Source organism: Aquabacterium sp. (assembly GCF_049317225.1).
Classification (GTDB): Bacteria; Pseudomonadota; Gammaproteobacteria; order Burkholderiales; family Burkholderiaceae_C; genus Aquabacterium.
Map to the genome: position 1 here is coordinate 36,690 of NZ_JBMOIR010000015.1, position 23,719 is coordinate 60,408.

Annotated in this window: 21 protein-coding genes and 2 tRNA genes; 12 read left to right on the forward strand and 11 right to left on the reverse strand. The window is 60.4% G+C overall.

The window, feature by feature from the left end:
• Positions 1 to 55 precede the first annotated feature (55 nt).
• From ACOYNB_RS10550 to ACOYNB_RS10560, 3 genes are all read left to right on the forward strand, one after another.
• Positions 56 to 2,212, forward strand: coding sequence for a TonB-dependent siderophore receptor (locus ACOYNB_RS10550; protein WP_422839034.1), 2,157 nt, complete (start codon positions 56 to 58; stop codon positions 2,210 to 2,212).
• A 96-nt stretch (positions 2,213 to 2,308) separates the two neighbouring features.
• Positions 2,309 to 2,384: transfer RNA gene (locus tag ACOYNB_RS10555), tRNA-Asn, on the forward strand.
• 50 nt (positions 2,385 to 2,434) lie between these two features.
• Positions 2,435 to 2,510 (forward strand) — tRNA-Asn (locus ACOYNB_RS10560).
• Between the two features lie 48 nt (positions 2,511 to 2,558).
• Here ACOYNB_RS10560 and ACOYNB_RS10565 read toward each other — a convergent pair.
• Genes ACOYNB_RS10565 through yfbR form a run of 3 tightly spaced genes read right to left on the reverse strand, consistent with a single transcriptional unit; the run spans position 2,559 to position 5,788 of the window.
• Positions 2,559 to 4,202, reverse strand: a complete 1,644-nt coding sequence (locus tag ACOYNB_RS10565) for a SulP family inorganic anion transporter (protein ID WP_422839035.1) — start codon at positions 4,200 to 4,202, stop codon at positions 2,559 to 2,561.
• Positions 4,203 to 4,210: 8 nt separating this feature from the next.
• Positions 4,211 to 5,173, reverse strand: coding sequence for a 3'-5' exonuclease (locus ACOYNB_RS10570; RefSeq protein ID WP_422839036.1), 963 nt, complete (start codon positions 5,171 to 5,173; stop codon positions 4,211 to 4,213).
• Positions 5,174 to 5,179: 6 nt separating this feature from the next.
• Positions 5,180 to 5,788, reverse strand: a complete 609-nt coding sequence (gene yfbR / locus ACOYNB_RS10575; RefSeq protein ID WP_422839037.1) for a 5'-deoxynucleotidase — start codon at positions 5,786 to 5,788, stop codon at positions 5,180 to 5,182.
• 139 nt (positions 5,789 to 5,927) lie between these two features.
• Between yfbR and ACOYNB_RS10580 the strand changes: the two genes are divergently transcribed.
• The 5 genes from ACOYNB_RS10580 (at position 5,928) to ACOYNB_RS10600 (ending at position 11,448) form a co-directional block, all read left to right on the forward strand.
• Positions 5,928 to 6,308, forward strand: a complete 381-nt coding sequence (locus ACOYNB_RS10580; RefSeq protein WP_422839038.1) for a DUF3592 domain-containing protein — start codon at positions 5,928 to 5,930, stop codon at positions 6,306 to 6,308.
• Positions 6,309 to 6,381: 73 nt separating this feature from the next.
• Positions 6,382 to 7,479, forward strand: a complete 1,098-nt coding sequence (locus tag ACOYNB_RS10585; protein ID WP_422839039.1) for an efflux RND transporter periplasmic adaptor subunit — start codon at positions 6,382 to 6,384, stop codon at positions 7,477 to 7,479.
• Positions 7,476 to 10,772, forward strand: coding sequence for an efflux RND transporter permease subunit (locus ACOYNB_RS10590; RefSeq protein ID WP_422839040.1), 3,297 nt, complete (start codon positions 7,476 to 7,478; stop codon positions 10,770 to 10,772). The genes ACOYNB_RS10585 and ACOYNB_RS10590 overlap by 4 nt, the downstream gene beginning before the upstream one ends.
• 34 nt (positions 10,773 to 10,806) lie before the next feature.
• The gene (locus ACOYNB_RS10595; RefSeq protein ID WP_422839041.1) at positions 10,807 to 11,025 is read left to right on the forward strand and encodes a YgaP family membrane protein; all 219 of its coding nucleotides are present in this window, start codon (positions 10,807 to 10,809) and stop codon (positions 11,023 to 11,025) included.
• Between the two features lie 132 nt (positions 11,026 to 11,157).
• Positions 11,158 to 11,448 (forward strand): metal-sensing transcriptional repressor, encoded by a 291-nt coding sequence (locus tag ACOYNB_RS10600; protein WP_422839042.1) that lies wholly within the window; start codon positions 11,158 to 11,160, stop codon positions 11,446 to 11,448.
• A gap of 23 nt (positions 11,449 to 11,471) precedes the next feature.
• On the opposite strand, the gene ACOYNB_RS10605 is transcribed toward ACOYNB_RS10600, so the two are convergent.
• The 6 genes from ACOYNB_RS10605 to ACOYNB_RS10630 form a co-directional block, all read right to left on the reverse strand.
• Positions 11,472 to 12,161: a class I SAM-dependent methyltransferase gene (locus ACOYNB_RS10605; RefSeq protein ID WP_422839043.1), complete on the reverse strand. Its 690-nt coding sequence runs from the start codon at positions 12,159 to 12,161 to the stop codon at positions 11,472 to 11,474.
• Positions 12,162 to 12,177: 16 nt separating this feature from the next.
• A complete protein-coding gene (locus tag ACOYNB_RS10610) occupies positions 12,178 to 12,531 on the reverse strand; it encodes a carboxymuconolactone decarboxylase family protein (protein ID WP_374257574.1) in 354 nt (117 codons plus the stop codon).
• Between the two features lie 79 nt (positions 12,532 to 12,610).
• Complete coding sequence (locus tag ACOYNB_RS10615) at positions 12,611 to 12,799, reverse strand: YgaP family membrane protein (protein WP_374257573.1); 189 nt, start codon at positions 12,797 to 12,799, stop codon at positions 12,611 to 12,613.
• A 42-nt stretch (positions 12,800 to 12,841) separates the two neighbouring features.
• Entirely contained in the window at positions 12,842 to 14,632 is a 1,791-nt protein-coding gene (locus ACOYNB_RS10620; RefSeq protein ID WP_422839044.1) for a SulP family inorganic anion transporter, read from the reverse strand.
• Positions 14,629 to 14,991 carry a TIGR01244 family sulfur transferase gene (locus tag ACOYNB_RS10625; RefSeq protein ID WP_422839045.1) on the reverse strand — a complete coding sequence of 121 codons (363 nt, stop codon included), beginning with the start codon at positions 14,989 to 14,991 and terminating at the stop codon, positions 14,629 to 14,631. The genes ACOYNB_RS10620 and ACOYNB_RS10625 overlap by 4 nt, the downstream gene beginning before the upstream one ends.
• A gap of 25 nt (positions 14,992 to 15,016) precedes the next feature.
• A complete protein-coding gene (locus tag ACOYNB_RS10630; protein ID WP_374257570.1) occupies positions 15,017 to 15,388 on the reverse strand; it encodes a metalloregulator ArsR/SmtB family transcription factor in 372 nt (123 codons plus the stop codon).
• Positions 15,389 to 15,461: 73 nt separating this feature from the next.
• Between ACOYNB_RS10630 and ACOYNB_RS10635 the strand changes: the two genes are divergently transcribed.
• Both ACOYNB_RS10635 and ACOYNB_RS10640 read left to right on the forward strand, forming a co-directional pair.
• Complete coding sequence (locus ACOYNB_RS10635) at positions 15,462 to 16,331, forward strand: MBL fold metallo-hydrolase (protein WP_422839046.1); 870 nt, start codon at positions 15,462 to 15,464, stop codon at positions 16,329 to 16,331.
• Between the two features lie 11 nt (positions 16,332 to 16,342).
• On the forward strand, positions 16,343 to 16,789 hold the full coding sequence (locus ACOYNB_RS10640) for an OsmC family protein (RefSeq protein WP_422839047.1): 447 nt from the start codon (positions 16,343 to 16,345) through the stop codon (positions 16,787 to 16,789).
• Between the two features lie 16 nt (positions 16,790 to 16,805).
• Here ACOYNB_RS10640 and ACOYNB_RS10645 read toward each other — a convergent pair whose 3' ends face one another.
• The gene (locus ACOYNB_RS10645) at positions 16,806 to 17,432 is read right to left on the reverse strand and encodes a class I SAM-dependent methyltransferase (protein ID WP_422839048.1); all 627 of its coding nucleotides are present in this window, start codon (positions 17,430 to 17,432) and stop codon (positions 16,806 to 16,808) included.
• A gap of 112 nt (positions 17,433 to 17,544) precedes the next feature.
• Here ACOYNB_RS10645 and ACOYNB_RS10650 point away from each other — a divergent pair, with 112 nt between their 5' ends.
• Positions 17,545 to 17,940, forward strand: coding sequence for a DUF2946 family protein (locus ACOYNB_RS10650; RefSeq protein ID WP_422839049.1), 396 nt, complete (start codon positions 17,545 to 17,547; stop codon positions 17,938 to 17,940).
• Positions 17,941 to 18,080: 140 nt separating this feature from the next.
• The gene (locus tag ACOYNB_RS10655; protein WP_422839050.1) at positions 18,081 to 19,433 is read left to right on the forward strand and encodes a DUF3422 family protein; all 1,353 of its coding nucleotides are present in this window, start codon (positions 18,081 to 18,083) and stop codon (positions 19,431 to 19,433) included.
• Positions 19,434 to 19,467: 34 nt separating this feature from the next.
• Here ACOYNB_RS10655 and ACOYNB_RS10660 read toward each other — a convergent pair whose 3' ends face one another.
• Complete coding sequence (locus ACOYNB_RS10660; RefSeq protein WP_422839051.1) at positions 19,468 to 23,712, reverse strand: translocation/assembly module TamB domain-containing protein; 4,245 nt, start codon at positions 23,710 to 23,712, stop codon at positions 19,468 to 19,470.
• Between the last annotated feature and the right edge of the window lie 7 nt (positions 23,713 to 23,719).

Consider the following 23,719-nt stretch of genomic DNA (forward strand, 5'->3'; position numbering starts at 1 on the left):
CGCATGCTCCTGCCGCGTCGATGCCCATTGCAAGACCCGTATGGAGACATGCAACATGCACCGACCTTCCCTGCCGCGCCGCTCATTGCGCGCCCCATATTTGCTCACGCCGCTGGCCGTTGCAGCACTGAGCCTCAGTTTGCCGGTTGCCGCACAAGAAGTCGGCGACACAACGTTGCCGAGCATTGGCGTGACCGCAACGGCCAAGCGCCAACAAAAAGCAAGCATCAGCGGCTTGGGCGATGCGCCATCCTGGCAACAGCCCGTACAAGCACTGACCTTCTCGCAAGATGCGCTGAGGGATGCGCAAGTCACGCGCCTGGCTGACCTGACCAAACTGGATGCCAGCACCAGCGATGCTTACAACACGGTCGGCTACTGGGACTACCTGACCGTGCGCGGCTTTGCGCTCGACAACGCCTACAACTATCGCCGAGAAGGTCTCCCGATCAGCGCAGAGACGCGCATTGCGCTCGACAACAAAGCCGGGATTGAGTTATTCAAGGGCACAAGTGGCATCCAGGCAGGCGTCAGCTCTCCTGGTGGCTTGGTGAATTATTTGGTGAAACGGCCAGAGAGTCGCGTCCGAACCGCGACGCTCTCAATCGATGATGCAGGTGATGTCAGCACGTCGGTGGACTTGGGCGACCGGTTTGGCGAGCGCAAAGAGTGGGGGCTGCGCGTCAATGCAGCGATTGAAAAGCTGAAATCCCACATCGATGCTACCGACGGGCACCGCCGGCTGGCAGCCGTCGCCATGGACCACGTTCTGGCGCCCGGACACGTTCTGGAAGCAGAAGTCGAGCACAGTTATGCCAGCCAACCCAGCATTCCTGGGTTCAGCATGCTGGGCGACACCCTGCCATCGGCCAAAGACATCGATCCCGGCGTCAATTTGAACCATCAGCCATGGACGCAACCCAGCCAGTTCCGGGGCACCACTGGCACGATTCGCATTAAGAGCGACCTGGGCCAAGGCTGGCGCAGCAGCGTGACCTACGGCGCCCAATACCTGAAGTCCCATGACCGTGCCGCGTTCCCTTCCGGTTGCGATAGCGAAGGCATTTACGACCGCTACTGCTCAGACGGCACGTTTGACATCTACGACTTCCGCTCCAACAACGAAAGTCGCACGACCCGATCACTTCAGGCCCAAGTAGAAGGCTCTGTCACCACTGGCGCGGTAAAGCACGATATGGGTGCGTCATTCCTGCGCAGCGTGTTCAATAGCGACCTGCACATGGCATCGTTCAACTATCCGCCGGTTGGACAAGGCAATGTCAGCGGCAGTTTTCCAGCTCTGCCGCAGGACCCCTACCCCGGCTATCCCAATACCGATCGACACGAGCGCAGCTCCGAGTTGTCTCTACGCGACGCTTTGCAATTCGGTGACTGGCGCGCTTGGATCGGCTTGCGACATAGCCAGATCCGCCGCCAAGCCATTCGCGAAGACAACAGCTTTGCCACGGGCGTCATTCACAAGGCGGTCAATACGCCTTGGGCTGCCATCGGCTACAACGTGGCGCCTCAGACACAAGCCTACGTGAGTTGGGGGGAAGGCGTTGAGATCAAGTACGCCCCACGCAACACAGCCAACGCTGGCGCCCCCATGCCGCTGCTGAAGAGCCGTCAGACAGAATTGGGCGTGAAAGGCCAGGTCAACACCCCACACAGCACCCAGCAGTGGAGCGTCAACGTCTTCCACATTGCCCGACCTGAAGGGGCAACAAATGCCGATGATGTCTATCTGATCGATGGCCAGTCCAAACACATTGGCATTGAGGGCTCGTGGCAAGGGCGCGCAGGCGCATGGGGATGGGGCAGCAGCGCCATGGTGCTGGATGCCAAGCGAGAGAACAGTCAATTTGCGGCGAACAAGTCACCCGTGAACGTCCCGGACCAGTTGCTCAAGGTGAGCGGCTCGTACACCTTCAAGCACCCCACCCCCGTGACATTGCAGGCAGACCTGATTCACGAGGGTCGCAGATGGGTGGACGTGGCCAATACCACTCGCATCCCCGCCTGGAACCGCCTTGATCTGAGTTTGCGCGCGACACAGACGTTGGACACACGCACCGTGACCTGGCGTTTGGCCGTGAACAACGTGCTGGATACCCGCGCATGGCGTGAAGCGCCAAACAGTTTTGATCACATCTACCTGTTCCCGATGGCCGAGCGCACCATCGCGGCGTCGGCTCAGATCGAATTTTGATCATGGGAAATGATGGAAATCGGCAACAACTTGAGGACTGCATTTAAACCATGCTATAGTCACGCTCTCAGTTGATCGCGACAGCGAAAAAACTGTTCCCCGATAGCTCAGTCGGTAGAGCGCCGGACTGTTAATCCGTAGGTCCCTGGTTCGAGCCCAGGTCGGGGAGCCAAAACTCAAGACGGCTTTGCTTGCCGATTTGCAAAGCCCGACATCGTTTGATCCCCGATAGCTCAGTCGGTAGAGCGCCGGACTGTTAATCCGTAGGTCCCTGGTTCGAGCCCAGGTCGGGGAGCCAAAAATAAGGCCCGTACGCATATGCGTTCGGGCCTTTTCTTTTTCATGCTTACGTTACTGGCGGCGTGCTCGCCATGCTGACGGCCTCTTCCATGCTGAGCATGGTGAGTTGCGTATCCGTCAGCGCTGCGCGCAACAACACACCGTACGCAGGCGCCTTCAGTCGCCCCAAGACCAGGCGACGGCCACTCCTCGCCAACTCAAAGCTGAGATCGCGCAGGGCCTCGACGCAACTGCCATCGAGATCAGGCGACTCTTCCAGACTCAGCACCAAGGTTTTGACGCCGACTTGCGCATCCAAGACGTGGCGAACCTGACCCAGCATACGCTCGACATTACCGAAGAACAGCGGCGCCTCAGGTCGCAGGATCAGCACATCCGGCACGCGATGAACCCGGGGAGACAAGTCGATGTCGATGAAGTCATGCGTATCGCCCACGCGACCCAACTCCACCACACGTGCCTGCGCCAAACCACGCAGCGTGAGGAACAGGCTTGCACCGATCGACACCAGCAGTCCGTCCAAGACCCCCAACCACAGCACCGCGGCGATCGCACCCAACACCAGCAGACGATCGCGTCGCCATTGGAAGTACGGCTGAAACACCTGAGGATTCAAGGTATGACTCACAGCATGAATCACGATCGCCCCCAAAACAGGCTCGGGCATGTCTGCCAGCAAGGGTAGCAAGGTCGCAATCACAATCAGGACCAGCAACGCGGCGAACAAACCAGACCACTTCGACTTGGCCCCACTGGCCTCGTTGACCACGCTGGCCGAGTAGCCAGCCCCCACCGGCATGCCGTGCAAAAGGCTGCTGAACAGGTTTGCAACGCCGAGCGCAAACAGGTCTCGGTTAGGCGAGATCACGTCGCCATGACGCAAAGCCAAGGTTCGAATGGATCCATACGACTCAGCATACAAAATCAACACCATGGCCAACGCCAGTTCACCCAGTCTGAGCCAGTGTTCGCGGGCCAAGGCGGGCAAATCAGGTGCTTGCAGGTGAACGCTGAAGTCGCCGACTCGCAGCACCCCCCAATGCTCCAGCAAGCCCAGATGTTGGGCCGCAATGCCTGCAACCATGACCAGCAGTGCACCTGGCCAGCGCCGTTTGACGCGTTGCAACACAAACAAGGTGACCAGCGCCACGCCCCCGACCAGCAAACTGGGGACATGCCAGGACTGAAATTGTTCCAGGAGATGCCAGGCGACCTGTCCAGCACCATGCCCATTCGGCAGCAAGCCCACCAACTTGGGCCCTTGCTTGATGATGATGATGACCGCCAGGCCAAATGCGAAGCCTCGCAAGACCGGTCGGGCGATGAAGGCCGACACGGCGCCCAACTTCGCCATGCTACCGATGACGAAATAAAGCCCCGTGAGCAAAACCAGCCCGACAGCCAGTGACATCCGCAAGGCAATGTCGGTGCCTGCCATGCTGGTGGTTGCAGCCAGCAGCACCGCCGCCGATGACGATGTGGCCGACACGATGGCGAACCGACTGCTGCCAAGCAGTCCATAGGCCAACAAACCAGCCAGCAGGGCCATGACACCCGCTTGGGGTGGCAGGTTTCCGATGCCTGCGTAAGCCACGGCCTCTGGCAACAAGACCCCGGCGACCGACAGACCAGCGATCAAATCACGCCACGCAGGTTGGCCGGGAATCCATTGGCGGAGGATGCGAATCATGCTGCACCTCACAAGGTCATGTGCTGCACATCACCACCTCGCACCGAGAATCGCTCGCGCGCCGTCATGCGTTCGATCTCGATGCGCACGGTGCGACCTTTATAGACCTCAGCTTTCAGCCAGCCGCCCTCCAACTCGAGTGCCGCAGCGGACGATAATTGGGTGTGCCACACCTTACGCTCGGCATCCCATCGATAGCCTCTGGCCCGCAGCAGGTCTTTGGACTCAAATGGCGCCCCCGTCGCACACACGCGATAACTGGTCGTTTGCGCGGCCTGAAGCAGGCGCCCCAAAGCCGTCTCATCAGGATAGTTGGGCAAAGGTGCCGACAACACGGCCAGCAAAGCATGGCAATCCATCTCGGCCCGATGTGCGTCGTAGAACCATCCCAACTCGTGGGCCAGAAATTCCAGCTTGGCTGACCCGCGTCCCAGAGACTGCCAGTCGATCTCGGCCACCGAACAGGCCCAAGGCAGCTCGGAGAATGCCGGCAATCGGCGCTCGACAAAACCGCGATCAAAGCGCGCGTTGTGGGCAATGACCAACCCCGCACCACGCATCACCTCAGCAACTCGAGCCTCATCCAGACGCTTGCCTGCCACCATGCTGTCGGTGATGCCGGTCACACGGGTTGCTTCAGCCGGAATGGGAATACCAGGATCCTCCAACTCATCAAAGACGTCTTGAACCTGAATCGGGCGCCCGCTGGCCACATCCACATCCACATCGACCGACAGCATGGCCAACTCAATGATGCGGTCCTTTGCTGGATCCAAACCCGTGGTTTCGGTATCCAGAATGAGCACCTTCATCACATCGCCTGTGCGCTTGAGGCCGAACTCTCGTTTGGGCTGAAGCCGTCGCAGCACGCGGTAGTCGGGATGCGCATCCAGAACCTGCGCCATGGCTTCCGGCTCGCCGAAACTGGCATCCAGCAATGGGGTGGGATTGTTTTGGGGGTGGCGCGCCATGCTGGATCACTCCCCCTTCATCATGGAGTCGAGCGTCATGTCGTACGCCGGACCAAAGGTGTCAAGGAAATACTGGAGTTCTGGCGTCATCGTTTCATCCAACTTGCGGCGTACCTGCGCCTCCGCTTGCTCGAACTCTCGGTTGCCATATCGCAACTCTGCCCGGCACTTCAACCAGGCGGACAGGCGGTCGGCAGACTTGACCAAGCGCGCATCCAGATCTGGCCACTGCGCATGATCCATCACGGTAGCCATCGAGGGGCGGATGACTTCCGGTATCTGATGGACCAATTCTGCGCACACTTCATCTTCGAGGTGGGACGTAGCGTGGCGCATGGCCGGCGAGTATTTGACCGGCGTTGGGAGATCTCCGGTGATGGCTTCTGTGGCGTCATGGAACAGCGCACGGGTGGCGACTGCATTGGGGTCAACCGACTGGCCGAACACGTCGCGCGCGATCACCGCCAGCGCGTGCGCCAACACGGCCACTTCCCAACTGTGTTGCGCAACGTCCTCTTCGACTGCATTGCGCATCAACCCCCATCTTCTGATGAAACGCAGGCGCGACAGGTGGGCGTAGAACGGGCTGCGGGGAACGGTGTTGCTGGACGACATGAGCACGAATGAAGAGCCAAGTCAGCATCTTCGCGCAAAACACCGAACTCCCCCGGTTGTGTTTGCCCGGACAAACGAAATATGAGGCCGCTGCGCATTCGGCACACAATGGGCTCAGCGCAAAACACAATCCATGAACATGAGCGACGACATTGGACGCTATATCGCCGGAGGACTCCTGCTGCTGTTTGCCATCCTGATCTGGCGGGCATGGGAGATTCGGCAAGCCAGCCCGCGGTGGCCGCATGTAGACGGAATCATCATGAAGGCCCGCGTTTTCCAGCCACATGGCGTGGGCGGCAATGAACAGGTTCTGGGCCACGACTGGATGACGGAGGTCCAATACCAGTACCAGGTCAACGGTGCGACCTACACAGGGAACCGCATCCGCGCTTTTGGCGCGAGGCACTTCACCGAAGAATCTGCACAGGCTGAACTCCAGCCCTTCCCTGCCGGGGCCACTGTGCCGGTTTACTACGACCCAGCGAACCCCAAGTCCTCGGTCCTGATTTCGGGCTAGCGCATACCCTTGCTTGCATACCCCCTATGGTATGCGTATACTCCGCCAGGTATAAGAAGACTAGGAGCGATCCATGATCCGAACACCAAGACAAGCCCTGCCTGTAGCCACATTGATCGGCTTGCTTGGGTGTTTTCAGTTGGCTGCACACGGGCAAACGTCCGTGTCTGTGCCCACGCTGAAGGTACAGGCCCAGCAAGTGGCCATGCAATACGAATGGGACGGTGTGATCGAACCTGTGCGTCAGAGCACAGTCGCAGCACAAGTCCCAGGCAACATCACCGCGTTGCTGGTCAAGGCGGGTGACAGCGTGAAGGCCGGGCAGCCGCTGGCACGCATTGACGACCGAGAAGTACAAGCAGGCGTGAGCCGCAGTCAAGCCGACGTGGCGCAGGCCGAAGCACAGCTTGAAAACGCCCGACTGCAATGGCAACGTAGCCAGTCGCTGCACGCGCAGGGATTCATCAGTTCAGCCGCACTGGACAGTGCCAACGCACAGTGGAAAGCGGCGCAAGCCGCTGCAGCTGCGGCCAAAGCAGGACGGACGCAGGCCGCTTTGGCACGTGATTTCAGCACGATCACAGCCCCGTTTGACGGCAAGGTTTTGTCCACTCAGGCACAAGTGGGTGATCTGGCCGCGCCGGGTCGACCGATCTTGACAATCTACGCCCCCAAGCCTTTGCGGGCCGTGGTGCAAGTGCCGGCATCTCAAGCGGATGGCGTGCGCCAGAGCAGTTCGGCCATGGTCCAGCTGCCCGGACCGAACCTGAGTAGCCCGGGGCCATGGATCAAGCCAACGCACGTGATCGCGCTCCCGGGTGCCGACCCCGTGTCACAAACCGTCGAATGGCGACTGGACCTGCCTGATGTCAATGTGTTGCCCGGGCAGACCGTCCGGATCCGTTTTGCTGGCAGCGTTCAGGCACAAGGCAGCGCCCCAGCGGCCACGCAGTTGTTAACTGTTCCAGGCGCAGCGGTGTTGCGTCGCGGTGAACTCACAGGCGTGTACGTGGTGCGTGACGGACGCTTTGCGCTGCAGGCTATCCGCACCGGCACCCCCGCCAACGCCAATGGCCCGGTCACCGTGTTGAGCGGCATCCGCAGCGGTGATGTCATCGCAACCGATGCACTCAAGGCCGGTTTGCTCAACGCTCTCCCCGCCAAGCCATGATGAACCACGACGACTCATCCGTGACCAGCCTGGGGGTTGCCGGGCGACTGGCCCGTGCTTTTCAGAGCAACGCCATGACGCCATTGTTGGCGATTGTGGCGATGCTGCTTGGCTTGTTTGCCGTCTTGGTGACGCCCAGAGAAGAAGAGCCTCAGATCAACGTGACGATGGCCAATGTGCTGATCCCCTTTCCGGGTGCTTCCAGCGCAGATGTTCAAAACATGGTGGCCCGTCCTGCCGAACAGGTTTTGTCACAGATTGCCGACATCGAGCACACCTACTCGGTCGCGCGCCCCGGTGTCGCCATCCTCACTGTGCAATTCAAGGTTGGCGTCCCCCGGACCGATGCCTTGGTGCGCTTGTATGACGTTCTGAATGCCAATCAGGATTGGTTGCCGCGCAACTTGGGCGCATTGCCGCCGATCGTGAAGCCCAAGGGCATTGACGATGTGCCTGTGCTGGCCGTGACCTTGTGGAGCAAGCAAACCGAGCCGTCCGTGACGCTGGAACGCATTGCCAGAACGATGGAGGCCGAACTCAAGCGTGTGCCTGGCACCCGAGAGGTTCAAACCATCGGTGGACCAGGCCAGGCTGTCATGGTTCAGGTAGACCCCAGCCGCTTGCGGGAACGCGGCGTGGACTTGAGCTCACTCCAGCAATCTCTGGCTGCCGCCAACCTGAGTCTGCCTTCAGGCAGCGTGCTGTCGCCCACACCCGACGGGCGCGGTCAGTTGCTGACGGTGGAAACGGGTGAGTTCTTGCGTTCGGCCGACGACGTGGCCGAGCTCGTCGTGGGGGTCAGCAAGGGGCGACCTGTCTATCTGAAGGAAGTGGCCGATGTCTTGGCTGGTGCACAACAGCCGACACGCCACGTTTGGTACACCCCTGGCGCGAGCGCTCAACACGAAAACAGCGCCGGTGCACCTGACACGGCTGGCCGTTCGTTCCCCGCCGTCACGCTCACGGTGACCAAGAAGCCTGGGCAAAACGCCGTCGATGTGGCCCACGCTGCGCGCCAACGCCTTCAGGAGTTGCGCAACACGGTCGTTCCGGCAGACATCGAGTTTGAGATCACACGCGATTACGGTGAAACCGCTGCCGAAAAGGCCAACAAGCTGATTCAGAAGCTGGCCTTTGCCACCGGCTCGGTGATTTTGCTGGTGGGCTTGGCCCTGGGGCGCCGCGAGGCCGTGATTGTGGGCGCTGCCGTGATCCTGACGCTGACGGCCACCTTGTTTGCGTCGTGGGCGTGGGGATTCACCTTGAACCGGGTGTCCTTGTTTGCCCTCATCTTCTCGATCGGCATCTTGGTGGATGACGCAATCGTGGTGGTGGAAAACATCCATCGTCATCAGCAGTTGACACCGGGCAAGCCACTGAGCGAGATCATCCCCTTGGCCGTTGATGAGGTCGGTGGCCCCACCATTCTGGCCACGCTGACCGTGATTGCAGCGCTGCTGCCGATGGCCTTTGTCAGCGGCCTGATGGGGCCTTACATGAGCCCCATCCCGATCAACTCCAGCCTGGGGATGGCCATCTCGCTGGGCATTGCGTTCACCGTGACCCCGTGGCTGGCGCTCAAGCTGATGCGATCGCACACCGTCCACAGCGACGATGCCCATGCGCAACCTGTCGCCCCGACAGGCCTGGCGGGCAAACTGCATCGCATTTTCGACCGGGTCTTGATGCCGCTGCTGGTGCATCGCGGCAAGCGTTGGGCCATGGGCCTTGGCATCGTGGCCGCAGTGATGATGTCGGTGGGGCTGGCCACCATCCCCTCGTCCGGCTTGGGCGTCATCCTGAAGATGCTGCCTTTTGATAACAAGAGCGAGTTCCAGGTCATTGTGGAGATGCCCGCGGGCACACCACTGGAAGACACCGCTGCGGTCCTGCAGGACATGGGCGCGTTTTTGTCCAAGCAACCCGAGGTGCTGAACATCCAGGGCTATGCTGGGACGGCATCGCCCATCACCTTCAATGGTTTGGTGCGCCAATACTACCTGCGCGCCGATGCGGAGCAAGGTGATCTGCAAGTCAATCTGGTGGACAAGCATCACCGCAAGCAACAAAGCCACCCGATCGCCCAACGTCTGCGCCCCGATCTGGAGAAGATTGCGGCACGGCACGGCGCACGCATCAAGGTCGTGGAAGTGCCTCCTGGCCCTCCTGTGATGTCGCCGCTGGTCGCGGAGGTCTATGGCCCTGACGAGTCGGGCCGCCAGGCATTGGCTCAACGCGTAGCGAAGCGCTTTGCTGACACGGCCGACATCGTCGGCATTGACACCAGCCTGAAGGAAGACGCCGCGCGTGTGTTCCTGCGTGTGAAGCGTCAGCGTGCGGAATCCCTGGGCATTCCGGTTGCCGCAGTGGCCCAGGCGGTGCAAGCAGCCTTGTCTGGCGCGGATGCGGCGTACCTGCACGATGGCCAGTCCAAGATGCCGGTGCCCGTTCGCATTCAATTGCCGCGCGAGTCACAAGTGGGGCTGGATGCCCTGTTGAATGTGCCGCTGCGCGCCGCCAATGGTCAATTGGTTCCGCTGTCAGAGTTGGTACGGGTGGAACAAGGCGTGATTGACAAGCCGCTTTTCACCAAAGACCTGCTGCCTGTCAGCTACGTGTTTGGCGACATGGCAGGCAAGCTGGATTCGCCCCTGTACGGTCTCTTTGCCATCCGCGACAAGTTGAGCGACGCCGCTTTGCCTAACACGGGCGGCATCGATGAGTACTGGATCAAGCAACCCAGCGATCCATTCAGAAGCTACAGCCTGAAGTGGGACGGCGAGTGGCAAATCACCTATGAGACATTCCGAGACATGGGCGCTGCGTATGGCGTGGGCCTGATCCTGATCTACTTGTTGGTGGTGGCGCAATTCAAGTCCTACCGCACACCATTGATCATCATGGCGCCGATCCCCCTGACGATCATTGGCGTGATGCCTGGTCACGCACTGCTGGGCGCCCAGTTCACCGCAACGTCCATGATCGGGATGATTGCGCTTGCGGGCATCATCGTTCGCAACTCCATCTTGTTGGTGGACTTCATCGAGTTGCAGGTCAAGCAAGGGATGGCATTCAAGGACGCGGTGGTGAACTCGGCTGCGGTGCGTGCGCAGCCGATTGCCCTGACTGGCATTGCGGCGATGGTCGGTGCCTTCTTCATCCTGGACGACCCGATCTTCAACGGCCTGGCGGTGTCCTTGATTTTCGGGATTCTGGTGTCAACGCTGCTGACGCTGATCGTGATCCCAGTGCTGTATTACGCGGCATACCGTCGCCGCCTTGAGGCGGCCTGACGCCGTCGCATCAATTTCAAAGAGGAGTACTCACATGACTGTTGAACGGATGATTCGCATTGTGGCCGGCATGTTCATCATGCTGTCGCTCGCACTCGGCGTAGAGGGCAGCCCACTGTTCATTTCGAAATGGGCATTGGCTTTCACGGCTTTCGTGGGCGCCAACCTGTTCCAGTTCGGATTCACGAACTTCTGCCCCATGGCCATCCTGTTGCGCAAACTCGGATTCAAAGACGCCAGCAACTGTTGCTGAAGCTCAATTTGCGGGAAGAAATAGCAGGAAACGCTGTGATCTGCCTTGATCCGGTTTGTGCTTTGCGTTGAAAGGCGTTGCAAAATGCAGGGTAGTCCTTCACCTTCTCCTGACGAGCCGGATCTTTGCGCCATGGCAGCCCTTCACAACGACAAAAGCCGCAACGACATCCTCAATCGTCTGAAACGGGCGGAGGGGCAGTTGCGCGGCATTCAGCGCATGATTGAAGAGGGTGAACCATGTCTGCCCATCGCCACGCAAATGGCAGCGGTGCGCAAGGCGCTGGACAGCACCTATGTGCGCATGACCATGTGTTTCATGCAGCAGCAGATGGAAGAGAAGTTGTCCTGTGCAGGCCAGGAGCCTGAAAACATGGACGCCATGCTGGAAGAAATCGAAACGCTGCTCGGCAAGATCCGCTGATTCCGTCGATTCCGATGACCGACTCAGGCGCGGCGCAAGCAGCGCACATGCATGGGTCGTGTTGAGGTCAGGCCGCTTGCTTCGGCATATCGCTCAAACACGGCTCGCGTGCGCTCAATGAGGTCTGCCGTGAGGCGATGATCTTTGAAAGTCGGCCGCATCATGCGTTGCTCAAACTGCTCAAAGTTCGCAAAACAAACTGGCATATTGAAGCGTCGCTCCGCAACGAGCGTCCACTGCCCTGACACCAAGGCGCGGTCCAACGCACACTGAGCCTCGGCACGCACCGCGCCCTCATCGTTGAACACTTTGACAATCTCATTGAGATCACCTGCGTAAACAGGCTCTGAGACGTACAGCAGCCCCTCCGGCTTGAGGACGCGCGCAATCTCCTGCAGCGAGGCATCCAGCTCATCGAGCGGGACATGGTGCAGAGACTTCAGCATGACCGCCGCATCAAATGTCGCAGGATCAAACGGAATGGCATTGGCTGCGCCATACAAAAAGGTCATCCCCGCTTGGGGCTGTGCCAGATTCTTGTCATGCTGAATGCGATCCACCTCCATCCCGACATATGTCACGGAGGGTTCTTTCAGCAAGAGTTGACGTGCCATGCGTGCGCTGCCGCACCCCAGCTCGATGATGGATTGGTTTCGACATGGCACCAAGGCCATGAACACGTCCAACTCGTCATGGATCAGCGGCTCGCTCATGCTGTCGCTCCTGTTATTAGGCCGTCGCGCCAGTCATCACATCCCATGCCTTGAGGGCCTCTGCGGCGTACATCAAGGACGGACCGCCGCCCATGTAGACCGCCACCGTGAGCATTTCCTCTAGCTCGGCACGCGTGCCGCCCAGCTTGTGAAGCGCTTTGACGTGAAAGCCAATGCACCCGGAGCAATGCTGGCTGACACCAATCGCCAGTGCGATCAGCTCTTTGTGCTTGGCACTGATGGCGCCTTCTGCCATGGACGCCTGTGCCAGCTGCGAGAACCCCTTCATGGCCTCGCTCTGCGACTTGCGGAACGGTGCCAGGCAGGCATTGATGTCTTGCATCAGACCGGTGTGATCAAAAGTGCTCATGGTTTGAATTCAGCGTGTTGAAAAGGCCCCTCATGGAGCCCTTTGCGGATGGCTTCGCGGTGGGACCCACCGCGCGCACTCACTTGGTCTTGCAGGTGTTCAGACCGAAAGGCAGATAGGCCGGGCACCAGCCGGTCAAACCCGTTGCCAAAGGCACGACGCCGATCCAGCCCCATACGCCCACGGTGCCCGTTGCGGCCAGAGCCACCAGCACCACACCCGCACCAATGCGAGCAATGCGATCGATACCACCAACATTTGCTTTCATGCTCTTCTCCTCAAAACTGGGGACTCGCCCCGCCAAAAAAACTCATCGCACAACGAGGTCTTCCCACGCATGTTGTGCACTCAAATAAATGCGGCCCTTGAATCGCTGGTCCAGATCACCCCGCTGCATGCGGTCCATGACCGGCCCCTTCATCTCGGCAAGCATCAAACTCATGCCTTGTGCTTGCAGCGCATCGTCGAGTTCAATCAGTGCCGTCATCGCCGAGTGATCGATGTGATTGACGGCAGACAGCAACAACACCACAGACCGGATCGGGTCACTGCCATGGACGAGCTCACACAAACGCTGCTCCACTTGCTGAATGTTCGTGAAATCAAGGCTCTCGTCCACACGCACCATCAGGACGCCGGGCAAGCGCTCGACCTCATGGCGGGCCACATTACGGAAGTGATGGGTTCCGGGCAGACGCCCCACCTCCGCCATGTGAGGCTGGCTGTGCCGCCAGATCAAGGTCCCCAAGGACCAGGCAATGCCCATCAGGATGCCGACATCGAATCCGATCAACAGGACACCCAATGCCGTGGTGACAAAGGACCAAGCCTCTGCGCGGTCATAGCGCCATGCCCGACGCAAGCCGCCGAACTCGACCAAGCCCACCACCGCCATGATGACCACGGCGCTCAACGCCGCACGCGGCAACCAAGCCAACCAAGGCATCAACACGCACAACATCAATGCCAGCACGCCTGTGGTGATGACGCCGGCCAATGGGCTCTTCGCACCGGCTGCCTCGTTGACGACGGTTCGCGACAAGCCGCCGGCCACGGCCATGCCGCCCATCAAGGTGCTCCCCAGATTGGCTAGCCCCAAGCCGAGCAACTCACGATCGGCATCCACCCGCGCGCCTGACTTGATGGCATAAGTTTGGGCAACCGACATGCTACTGACAAAGGTCACCAAGCTCACCAGCACGACCGGCACCAACAGACTGATCACCGGCAGATGGGGCAAGTCCCCCAGGCCCGCAAAGGTTCGCCCCATCGCGTCGAGCGTCATGTGGACTTCGCCAACCTGCGTCACCGACCATGTGGTGTGCCGATGGATCAAGCCCGCGATGGCCGTGCTGGTCACCAACACCGCCAAAGGCCACATGCGAACGGCGATTTGCAATGCCGCGGCTGAGCCACCTGCGCCCCGCCACAAGACGGTCAGCAACCTGGGACCAAGCCACAGCAACAACAATGCAGAAGTCCCCACGGCAAAGTCGCCAAAGCGGACATCCATCCAAGGGCGATCTGATGCCCATTGCACATGCTGCGCCACGGACTGGAGCATTTGTGGCAGGTTATACCCAAAGCGGGACCAACCCAGGATGGGGGCCAACTGTCCGGCCATGATCAACAACGCCGAAGCCACCGTGAAGCCCTGCACCACGGGACGGCTCATGAGTTGCGACAAAAAGCCCATGCGCAACACGCCCATGAGCATCAACAACAAGCCGACCCCTGCCGCCAGCAGGGCAGACAACGCCATATAAGCAGAAGAGCCCACATCGGCCAACGGTGACAGCGACTGTGCCACCATCAAAGAAGTGATTGCAGCCGGGCCCACCGATAACACCGCACTGCTGCCAAACACCGCATACGCCAGCAATGGCAGCAAACTGGCCATCAAGCCCACATGCGGCGGCAAACCGGCCAGCATGGCGTAAGCCAAGCTTTGGGGCACCAGCATGACTGCCACAACCAGCCCTGCGGACACATCGCCGGGCAGATCGTGGCGGCGCCATGCAGGCCACCACGGCGGAGGCAACCGCCATGGCGCCCCGGCTTGCACCGGAAGCCTGACAGGCTGCCTACTGATCATGGTCATGCAGAGCGACCAACCTGGCAGCCTGTGGCCTGGAACAGTGCATTGGCTCGACCACCAGCAGCGCAAAATGCCACGATGGGGTGCGGCAAGTCCGCACACAAGGCGTGGTACTTCGACACTTGTTCTGGTGTGATCATGAGGCTGGCCACTGGGAAATGCACGTACGCCATGCCTGCCGCCTTGGCCGCCGCCTCGATGTCGGCACTGCTAGGTTGAGCCGGGCCACCTTCCCCGTCGGGGCGATTGTTGATGATGCTGCGATAGCCCTGCTGCGCCAGTTTGGCCACGTCTGCCACGGCGATCTGACCACACACAGCAAATTCCGGGCAAACCTGGCGGGGTTGAACGGTCAAAGTCATCTCCATTCCTTTACTTGATTAAAGATCAGCAAGCACCTGCGCCACCCATGGCAGCACCACACACGCGGTGGTGAAGCACTTGCATCACCGCTGCCGCGTCTTCGCTGACCAGCCGGTAGTAAATGTGCTTGCCCTCGCGGCGCGTTCCAACCAGGCCCTCTTGACGCAACACACCGAGTTGTTGCGACAACGTCGGCTGGCGGATCCCGAGATGAGCCTCCAACTCACTCACGCAAAACTCACCTTGTGCCAGTCGGCACAACAAGACCAGGCGATCTGTGTGCGCCATGACTTTGAGCAACGCGCTCGCCTTTTCGGCAGACGCCTGCAGCGCCACCAAGTCGGGCGGCGGCAGGGTCACGCGATCACAAGGGGTTTCAAGCTCAGACACTTTCATGTTTTTCATTATGTTGACAGACATATTGTTTGTCAATAAAGTAAAGAGAACAACACCCACACAGCATTTCGTGATGACCGGCACCCCCGCTAACGTTCAGTCCTTTTTTGACCCACAAACCTGGACCTACACCCATGTGGCGTACGACCGAGACGGTGGTCACGGTGCCATCGTGGATCCCGTCCTGGACTTCGACGCAAAGAGTGGCCGCACTGCCACGGCCCGCGCGGAAGAAGTCATTGCCTTTGTCAAAGCCAAAGGCCTGACGATTGACTGGATCATCGAAACGCACGCTCACGCTGATCATCTGTCGGCCGCCCCTTTCGTGCGAGCACAAGTAGGCGGCAAAGTTGCCATTGGCAAAGACATCGCCCGTGTGCAGTCCGTGTTCAAGACACTCTTTCACCTTGAAGCGGACTTCGCCACCGACGGATCGCAGTTCGATCACTTGTTTGACGATGGTGAAGCCTTCTCTTTTGGCGCCCTCGAGGGCCAAGCGTGGCACGTACCCGGGCACACCCCTGCCGACATGGCTTTTGTGATCGGCGACGCCGTGTTCGTGGGAGACACCCTGTTCATGCCGGACGTCGGCACCGCACGTTGCGACTTCCCTGGCGGCGACGCGCACCAACTGTATCGGTCGATCCAACGCATCTTGTCTTTGCCTGCCGAGACACGGCTGTTCATGTGTCACGACTATCCACCGCAAGGGCGCTCAGCCCAGGCCATGAGCACGGTGGGTGATCAGCGAGCCCACAACATCCATGTGCGTGATGGTGTGACGGAAGACGCCTTTGTGACCATGCGACAGGCGCGCGACGCAAGCTTGGCCATGCCCAACCTCATCCTGCCGTCTGTTCAAGTCAACATCCGCGCTGGGCAACTGCCCCCAGCAGAGTCCGACGGCCGGCACTATCTGAAGTTGCCCGTCAACGTGTTTTGAGGGAGGAGCACATGCCTGAGAAGTTGATCCATGTCTCATTGCGTCAAGCGCAGGACTATCGGTTCCACATTCAGTTCGATGAGCAGATGCCGGTACTGGTCAGTGATGAGCCCGCTCCGCTGGGCACGGGGCAAGGTCCCTCGCCGGTTCAGATACTGTGCGCAGCGGTGGGCAACTGTCTTTCAGATTCCCTGCTCTTTGCACTGCGCAAATTCAAGCAGAGCCCTGAGCCGATTCAGTGCGACGTCGAAGCAGAAGTGGGTCGCAACCCCGAGGGTCGCATGCGCGTGCTGAACATGCGCGCGCAGTTGCGACTGGGTGTCCCCGCTGGGCAACTGGAACACCTCGACCGCGTGCTAGACCAATTCGAGGCGTATTGCACCGTCACACAAAGCGTCGGGCAAGGCATCCCGATTGCTGTGGAGGTGTGGGATGCGACGCAGCACCGACTGAAGTAAGGCGCTGTCGCAAAACTCAGATTTGACGCTGCCAAACCAGGCGTGTGACTCGGGCCACCCCTTGGTGGAAGGGCCCCTCATCCAAGCTCGTTTCGACTTCGTCTGCGACCAACTCATCTCCAGATATACCGGCAGCACGCAGATCAGAGCGCAAAGCCTCGAGGGTGTAGAGCAAGTCCACGTCCTTCGGCCCCCCGCTGGTGAGGCCCAACTGGCTGGGATGGAATGCTTCCAGGATGAACACGCCGCCGTCTTTCAGCGCCCTCGCCAACCGCCCGATGACCAGCGAACGACTGGCTGATGGCAGGTGCAAATAACAGAGCACCACCGCATCAACGCTCGCTTCTGCTGGCGCCCATGCGGTCACATCGGCATGGACCCATTGAACCGCCACCTGCCGTTTGGCGGCAAGCAAACGTCCCTTCTCCAGCCCAACCTCCGAACAATCCACAGAGGTCACCCGAAAACCCGACTCGGCCAGCCACACACCGTTTCGGCCCTCGCCATCACCAGGCACCAGCACGGCGCCACCGGGCTTCAAGTGTTGCACTTGCTCAGTCAAAAACTGGTTGGGACGTTCACCGTATTTGAAGCCTTCGCCCGAAAACTTGGCATTCCAGAAATCACGTGCGCTGTTGCTCATTGCAAAAATGAAAATGAAGGTTCAACATACCTGGGACCGTATGTGAACTTAACACACTGCACCTTTGATCTGGCGCTAACCCCACGACATCGACCCACGTAGAATGCATTCCATGCAAACCACCATTCACTCCATGCGTCAGCGCGCTCGCCAGACCGCGTGGATTGGTTTGCTTGCACTGTTCTCACAGTTGGCGGCGACTCAGGTCAGCGCATATCACTCAGCCCAGCGCCTGGCGGGTTTGGGTGGTCAGTTTGAGATTTGCTCCACGCAACCGCAGTCCAGGCGATCACCGACTGCACCGTCATCGGGGGTATTGGGCTCGGCACTTCACTGCGCGGTTTGTGCGGTGGGTGGTACGCCAAGCATTCACGTCGGTTACAGCGCTGAGTTGTATGCCGCAGTCTTCCCTGCCGAGATCCTAGATCGGATGACACAGTCATCCGTGCCTCGTGCGCCCGACATGCGCCACGCACGCAGCCGCGCCCCGCCCGTCCGGGTTGCTTGAGCTTCTTTTTGTTACCTGCGCGGGTCAGTAGCAATACTGGCCCGCGTGGCTTTGTAGCCTACGGTTCACGCATGTGCTGATCTTGCACGTACAGCCATCACAATGGTGTTCTCCGGACTCGGCCTCTGCGTTTTCGATCCATGTCTACTGAGCAATCCTCTCCTAGCACTACCCAGCGCTCCAGCATGTGGGCACTGCCGCCCGAAGATGCACAGCGTCGCCTGGTCCACAACGAAGTCCACGCCCGCCCGCCTGCCCGCATTCGTCTGCCCGCGTTGGTGGTTTACGTCGCTGTCCTGAATGAGGGCGTGACGCGCGAGATGGAATGGGAGCACTTGCGCAAGCTCCCCGGTCAGGCAGAGTTGCCGAAGGAACAGTTGTCTGGCAACTTTTCTCGTCTGCGCTTTGACAACCACACGTTGAAGTGGGAGCGCCATACCGAATTCACGCGATACTCGATCGTGCAGGCGCTGCCGGAAGGCGCCCTCACCAACGATGACGAAGACGCACTGATCCAGTCGCTGGTGGTGGACCCTGCCTGGTTTGCGGCCATCCCTGGCCGCACCGTGGCCGCCATCATGATGGCGATGGTTCACGGTGACGTGGACGATCACAATGCCATGCGCGAACAGGCGGATCAGTGGCTGCAAGGGCGTGAAACGCTGGCATCGCTGTTAGGCATTCGGCGCTCCTGCGCCATGACGGACTTCCGCCTACGCCCCAGTGGCTTTGAGCGAATCCTGGTGGTGTCCCCTTCGAACACGTCTGAACTGCGTGCCGGCCGCATTTCCCAGCGCTTGCTGGAGTTGGAAACCTATCGCCTGATGGCCCTGCGTGGCTTGCCCGTTGCCAAGGATCTGAGCGGCGTGCTGCGAGAAGCCGAGACCCAATTGGCCGAAATTACCGCCGGCATGGAAGACACGGAAGCGTCTGATCAAGATTTGCTCAACACGCTGATCAGTCTGGCAGCGCGGGTGGAACGCGCCACGGCCACGCACCTCTACCGTTTCTCTGCAACGCAGGCTTATCACAACCTGGTTGAACAACGGATCGAGCAATTGAGAGAGACGCCCATCCCCGGCACCCAGACGATTGGCGAGTTCATGCTGCGCCGTCTATCGCCTGCGATGGGAACGGTGCAAGCGACGGCACAACGCCTGGCCTCGCTGTCGCAACGGATTGAGCGAGCCAGTGCCTTGTTGCGCACACGCGTGGACATCGCCACCGAGTCTCAGAACCAGATGCTGCTGGCAAAACTGACCAAAGGCCAAGAGTTGCAACTGCGCTTGCAAACCACGGTGGAAGGCTTGTCGATTGCCGCCATTGCCTACTATGTGGTGAGCCTGATTCTGTATGTTGGCAAGGCGGGCAAGGCCGCGGGGCTGCCGGTCAATCCGGAAATGCTGGCTGGGGCCTTGATTCCGCTGGTGTTGCTGGGTGTCTGGTGGGGCACACGGCAAATCCACAAGAAACTGCACGCTGACGCTCATTGACACAACGCGAGGCGATCTGACTGGGCCGCGGTGGTCAATCCCACCGCCACGACCAGATCAGGTCCACCGCATTGTCGACACCGGCTTGCGCTCGCAAGGTGAAGCGCTGGGCCAGGCGATAGATCAACTGCCAGTTGCCCCCGGTGGCGTTGAGGTTGCGTTCGTAGCCAACATACCAATATCTCGACACTTGCTTGCCGACGTTGACCACCGTATCCCGAACGGTGCCTTCGGTTTGCTTGACGGACAGCTCGTCCAGCCCCAGCAAGCCGATCAGATTGTCTGTGGGCGACGCGCCCTCACCCGACAACAAGGCCACCGCTGCAGACTGCAGCAAGCCGATGTCGGCGCCCCCCAGTCCCGTCGGCGCGCGCCCCAACACCAGCCAAGACAGCTTTTCGGTTTCGGACATGCTGGGGTCGGAGTACAAACGAATGCGAGGATCCTGCGCCGTCCCGGTGATGGTGACGCCCACCTTGACATCACTGGCTGTGGCCGAGGCAGACTGTGGCCGCATCGCCAAAATATCGAGACGCGGGTTTTCAATGGCACCCGTGAATGAAATGGCGCCGCGCTCAATCACCAACTTTTGACCATAGGCAGCAAACGTCCCCTTTTCAGCCTTGATGGTGCCTTGCAAGGATGGCCGATTGGCAGGCGTGGTGACCTTCACGTGCCCGGTTAGCAAGGCATCCAGCCCCCGCCCCTTCAAGCGAAGCTGCTCGCCCAGGTCAACGTCCAGCGCCACGGAAGCCTTTCTCTGGGACTTGCTTCGTCCACCGCCAGAAGCCTCCACTGCTGCCTCGTCACTGCCAGGGCGATTGAGCACGTAAACGTCGTCCCCCGCCACAGGCGCGTCGCCTTTGCTGATGTCAATCAGCCCTTCATCGACATGCACCTGCCCCTCTGCGCGCCAGTCGTCACCGGTCAGCGAGGCTGCGACCTCACCTGAGAGCATGACTCGCCGGTCCACCCGCTGCAACGCCTGAAAGCGATCCGCCTTGATCCGCACCGATGCCTGCGGCTGTTCACCCAAGGTCGCTTCGCCTTGCGCGGTCAGCCAGCCACCTTGCTGGCCGGCCCGCATCTGCAGAGTCTGGAGCTGGAGCTGACTGCCTTGCAACGTCATTTGCAAACGCCCGTCAGTGAGGTTCACCCCCATCAAGGTTTGGGCCAGCCCCAGGCTCTCACCGGACACCTGTCCCTGATATTGCGGGGCGCCAAGCGTGCCCGCCAGTTTGGCTTGGGCCAGCATTTGCCCGCTCATCCGCCAACCTGCTGGCAGCCAGGTTCCCAAGGGCCGCAGGTTGCCAATCTTGAAGTCCAGTGAGCCCACGAGTGCATCCTCGCGCCCCGGCAACTGTCGTGCATCCTGCGTTTGCACCACCTGATGGCCCACCAGCGTCCCCAGCAACCGGCCATCCAATATCTCGTCCAGCGTCCAAACGCCGTTGCGAGACTGCAAACTCACCTTCGCCTCACGGATGCCCAGATGCTGCGCCGTGTTGCCATCAATCGTCGCCTCAGAAAGGGTCACGTCGCCCGTCTGTCGCATCACCATTGCATCAATGACCCATGGCTGCTGCTGGCTGTGTTTCAAACTCAGCCGCCCGGTCAGCATCAGGTCGCCGCCCCATCCCGCCTCAGGCTGCCACCGATTGAGCAGCGCAGGCAAGTTGAACGGCGCCAGTTCGAGTGACGCCTCGGCTTGCCCGACCACGTCCGTGTTGCGATCCGGCCAGAACCAGTCAAGCTTGTTCAGTTTCAGATCCGCACCCATGAGCAGCAGCGTTGTGGGGCTGATGCGCAAGCGCTCACCCTTTGCATCCTGGCGCCAGTCGAGGGATGCACGAGACATGAGCAAGGCCTGTCGCTGCAGGCTCTCGCCGGACCGCAACACTTGCACCGCCACGTCCTTGATCTCACCTTGCCAGCCCTGGGCATCGTCTCGCCAGAGCAGGTTGCCCTGAACACCCGCCTTGATGTTGAAGGTTCTGATAGCGGAGGCGGAGGCCGAATCGCTCCCTGCCTGGGTCAGGATGGCCTGGACCTGACCATGGTGATCCTGTGTGCGACCACCCAATGTGACATCGGCTTGATTCAGACGCATGGCACCAGCGCGCAGCTGTTTCAACCCCACGACCGCACGCACCTGCGCATCGGCTTGGGTCATGTCGACTTGCCACTCACCCTTGGCTTGCTGAAGCGAAAGCACTGCGCCACCCGTATCGGCTTGCCACTCCAAACCGGATACCGTCCCCTGCCCACTGGTGACCAGCCGAGGCCACTGCCCCACCCCACTGGCAGAGAGGTTCACTTGCCCGGCCAGACGCCGGGCCGCCAACATCGGGGCCAGCGGCTGGAGCGCCCCCAAAGCCGGCGCCTGCACTTTGGCGCTCCACCGCATCCCCGGCATGATCTGAGGCGTTTGCTGAGGTCCCAGGCGCCACGGCAACTCCAGTTCACCTTGCAGGGCATTACCGGCCACATCCAACGTCAGCGAGGACTGCATGCGTTGACGCCCTGCTGGTGAGGACCAATGCCCCTCACCGCTCACCAGCACGCCAGCCAACATGCTGGGCTGCAGGTGCGCCGAGAGTTCGCCTCGCCAGTTGGCGTCCACATTGAACTGCACATCACCCGACAGGTGATTTTTGCCTGCCATGCCTGCGGGCCATGGCAACCAGACCTGAGGGTCGAATTGCGCTACTTTCAACAGGCCCGCAGCGGTCCATGTGGGGCCGACTTTCTCGCCCCACTTTAACTCGGCGTCCTGCAAGGTCGCTTGCGCAGCCCCTGAGGCCATCCGCATGGCCGTCACTTTCAAGGCATGCGACGCTTTGTGTGCACTGAACTCAAGGCTGACGTCCTGCGCCCCAGCACGCATAGTTCGTGCGAGCTGAGGCTGGGCATAAGCCGCGCCATAGCGACCACTCAGTTGGGCATCCATCGTGCCTCGCGGATCCTCCACCGACAGGGCTGGGGTGGATGAGTCCACGGCATCGGGCGTCCACTTGATTTGCCCCTGCAATTGCAAAGCGGGTGCACGCGCATGCAAGGCCTGCGGCTCCACGCCATCCAGCGCAATGCGAAGGGTGTTGCCACGATTGAGGCTACCGCTCAGGGCCAACGTGGCCGTGCGCGACGCCTGGTTGGTGGGCAAGGCCGCGTGCAGATCCCACAAGGCCGCCGCCCACAGGTCCTGCCAGGTTTGGAGTCGCGACACATCGTGCATCGTCACCCCACCCGAGAGCCACAGAACAGGCAAACCATGCTGATCCCAAGGCCGCGCATCGGCGTTACGCACATTGATACGCATGCCGAGATCGCTGACACCCAACGAACTGGGCTTGCCGGGTGCATGTTGCGTGGGCGACAAGGTCTGCGCGGGTGCCACTTCCACCACGCCGCTCAAGGACGTGCGTGGCAAGCTACTCAACAGTTGACTCAAATCGAGTGCCTTGGCGGACGCTTTCAATCCGGATACCGGCCACGCAGCAAAGGGCTGTAAATGCCCTTCTAGATCCAGCGATTGGCTAACCCGTTGTGCGGGCTGCAACACACCCGAAGCCTGAATGCGCAAGTCACTCAAGGGACCGCGCAGGGCCACATTCAGCGTCCCTTGGGCCCGATCCGGCCATACCGATGTCGCACGCAGCGCAAGCTGGACAGGCATTGGCCCACTCACGCCGATCTGCGCTTGCCCCGCAAGCCGCCAGCCATGCCATGTCAGGCTCTGCAGTTGAATGCGGTGCTCAACGGGCAACACACCTGCCTGCAAAGAGACCACGCCTACGACTTCTTGCAACTTGCCGCCCCACAGGTCGCTGTGTGCCACGTCCACCCGCAAACGATCTGTGTGAATGGACAGAGGCAGCGCCACATCTTGGGGGGGGCCTGATGACGCGGGTGCCTGTGTATCGGTCACCCAATGGAGGTCCAGCTTTTGAGCCCTCAATTCGGACATCGTCAACCCGACATGCCAGGCGTTGTCCAAACTGGGATAAATCTGCATGCCGGACCATCCGGTGTTTTGCAGAAGCAACGCCCCGCCCCGGGGCAAATGCACCACCAGCCGCTGTGCCGAGAAGTCCCCCACCAGTGCCCCTCGAGGCTCTGTCACGGTAATGCCGGGAATGCGAGGCACCAGCCACTGTGTAAACCACTCGGTGTGCGCCAAGGCCCACAGCAACAAGATGGCCAGCAGCGGCGCCATCAACAGCACAGCCACGCCACGCAACAGGGCGCGCAACCACCCCACGCGTCGCAACCCGGCCATGCGATGA

Bases quoted from the DNA above. Each gene is read 5' to 3' on its own strand.
- ACOYNB_RS10550 (WP_422839034.1), top strand. From the start codon at position 56: ATGCACCGACCTTCCCTGCCGCGCCGCTCATTGCGCGCCCCATATTTG.
- ACOYNB_RS10565 (WP_422839035.1), bottom strand. From the start codon at position 4,202: ATGATTCGCATCCTCCGCCAATGGATTCCCGGCCAACCTGCGTGGCGT.
- ACOYNB_RS10570 (WP_422839036.1), bottom strand. From the start codon at position 5,173: ATGGCGCGCCACCCCCAAAACAATCCCACCCCATTGCTGGATGCCAGT.
- yfbR (WP_422839037.1), bottom strand. From the start codon at position 5,788: ATGTCGTCCAGCAACACCGTTCCCCGCAGCCCGTTCTACGCCCACCTG.
- ACOYNB_RS10580 (WP_422839038.1), top strand. From the start codon at position 5,928: ATGAGCGACGACATTGGACGCTATATCGCCGGAGGACTCCTGCTGCTG.
- ACOYNB_RS10585 (WP_422839039.1), top strand. From the start codon at position 6,382: ATGATCCGAACACCAAGACAAGCCCTGCCTGTAGCCACATTGATCGGC.
- ACOYNB_RS10590 (WP_422839040.1), top strand. From the start codon at position 7,476: ATGATGAACCACGACGACTCATCCGTGACCAGCCTGGGGGTTGCCGGG.
- ACOYNB_RS10595 (WP_422839041.1), top strand. From the start codon at position 10,807: ATGACTGTTGAACGGATGATTCGCATTGTGGCCGGCATGTTCATCATG.
- ACOYNB_RS10600 (WP_422839042.1), top strand. From the start codon at position 11,158: ATGGCAGCCCTTCACAACGACAAAAGCCGCAACGACATCCTCAATCGT.
- ACOYNB_RS10605 (WP_422839043.1), bottom strand. From the start codon at position 12,161: ATGAGCGAGCCGCTGATCCATGACGAGTTGGACGTGTTCATGGCCTTG.
- ACOYNB_RS10610 (WP_374257574.1), bottom strand. From the start codon at position 12,531: ATGAGCACTTTTGATCACACCGGTCTGATGCAAGACATCAATGCCTGC.
- ACOYNB_RS10615 (WP_374257573.1), bottom strand. From the start codon at position 12,799: ATGAAAGCAAATGTTGGTGGTATCGATCGCATTGCTCGCATTGGTGCG.
- ACOYNB_RS10620 (WP_422839044.1), bottom strand. From the start codon at position 14,632: ATGACCATGATCAGTAGGCAGCCTGTCAGGCTTCCGGTGCAAGCCGGG.
- ACOYNB_RS10625 (WP_422839045.1), bottom strand. From the start codon at position 14,991: ATGACTTTGACCGTTCAACCCCGCCAGGTTTGCCCGGAATTTGCTGTG.
- ACOYNB_RS10630 (WP_374257570.1), bottom strand. From the start codon at position 15,388: ATGAAAGTGTCTGAGCTTGAAACCCCTTGTGATCGCGTGACCCTGCCG.
- ACOYNB_RS10635 (WP_422839046.1), top strand. From the start codon at position 15,462: ATGACCGGCACCCCCGCTAACGTTCAGTCCTTTTTTGACCCACAAACC.
- ACOYNB_RS10640 (WP_422839047.1), top strand. From the start codon at position 16,343: ATGCCTGAGAAGTTGATCCATGTCTCATTGCGTCAAGCGCAGGACTAT.
- ACOYNB_RS10645 (WP_422839048.1), bottom strand. From the start codon at position 17,432: ATGAGCAACAGCGCACGTGATTTCTGGAATGCCAAGTTTTCGGGCGAA.
- ACOYNB_RS10650 (WP_422839049.1), top strand. From the start codon at position 17,545: ATGCAAACCACCATTCACTCCATGCGTCAGCGCGCTCGCCAGACCGCG.
- ACOYNB_RS10655 (WP_422839050.1), top strand. From the start codon at position 18,081: ATGTCTACTGAGCAATCCTCTCCTAGCACTACCCAGCGCTCCAGCATG.
- ACOYNB_RS10660 (WP_422839051.1), bottom strand. From the start codon at position 23,712: ATGGCCGGGTTGCGACGCGTGGGGTGGTTGCGCGCCCTGTTGCGTGGC.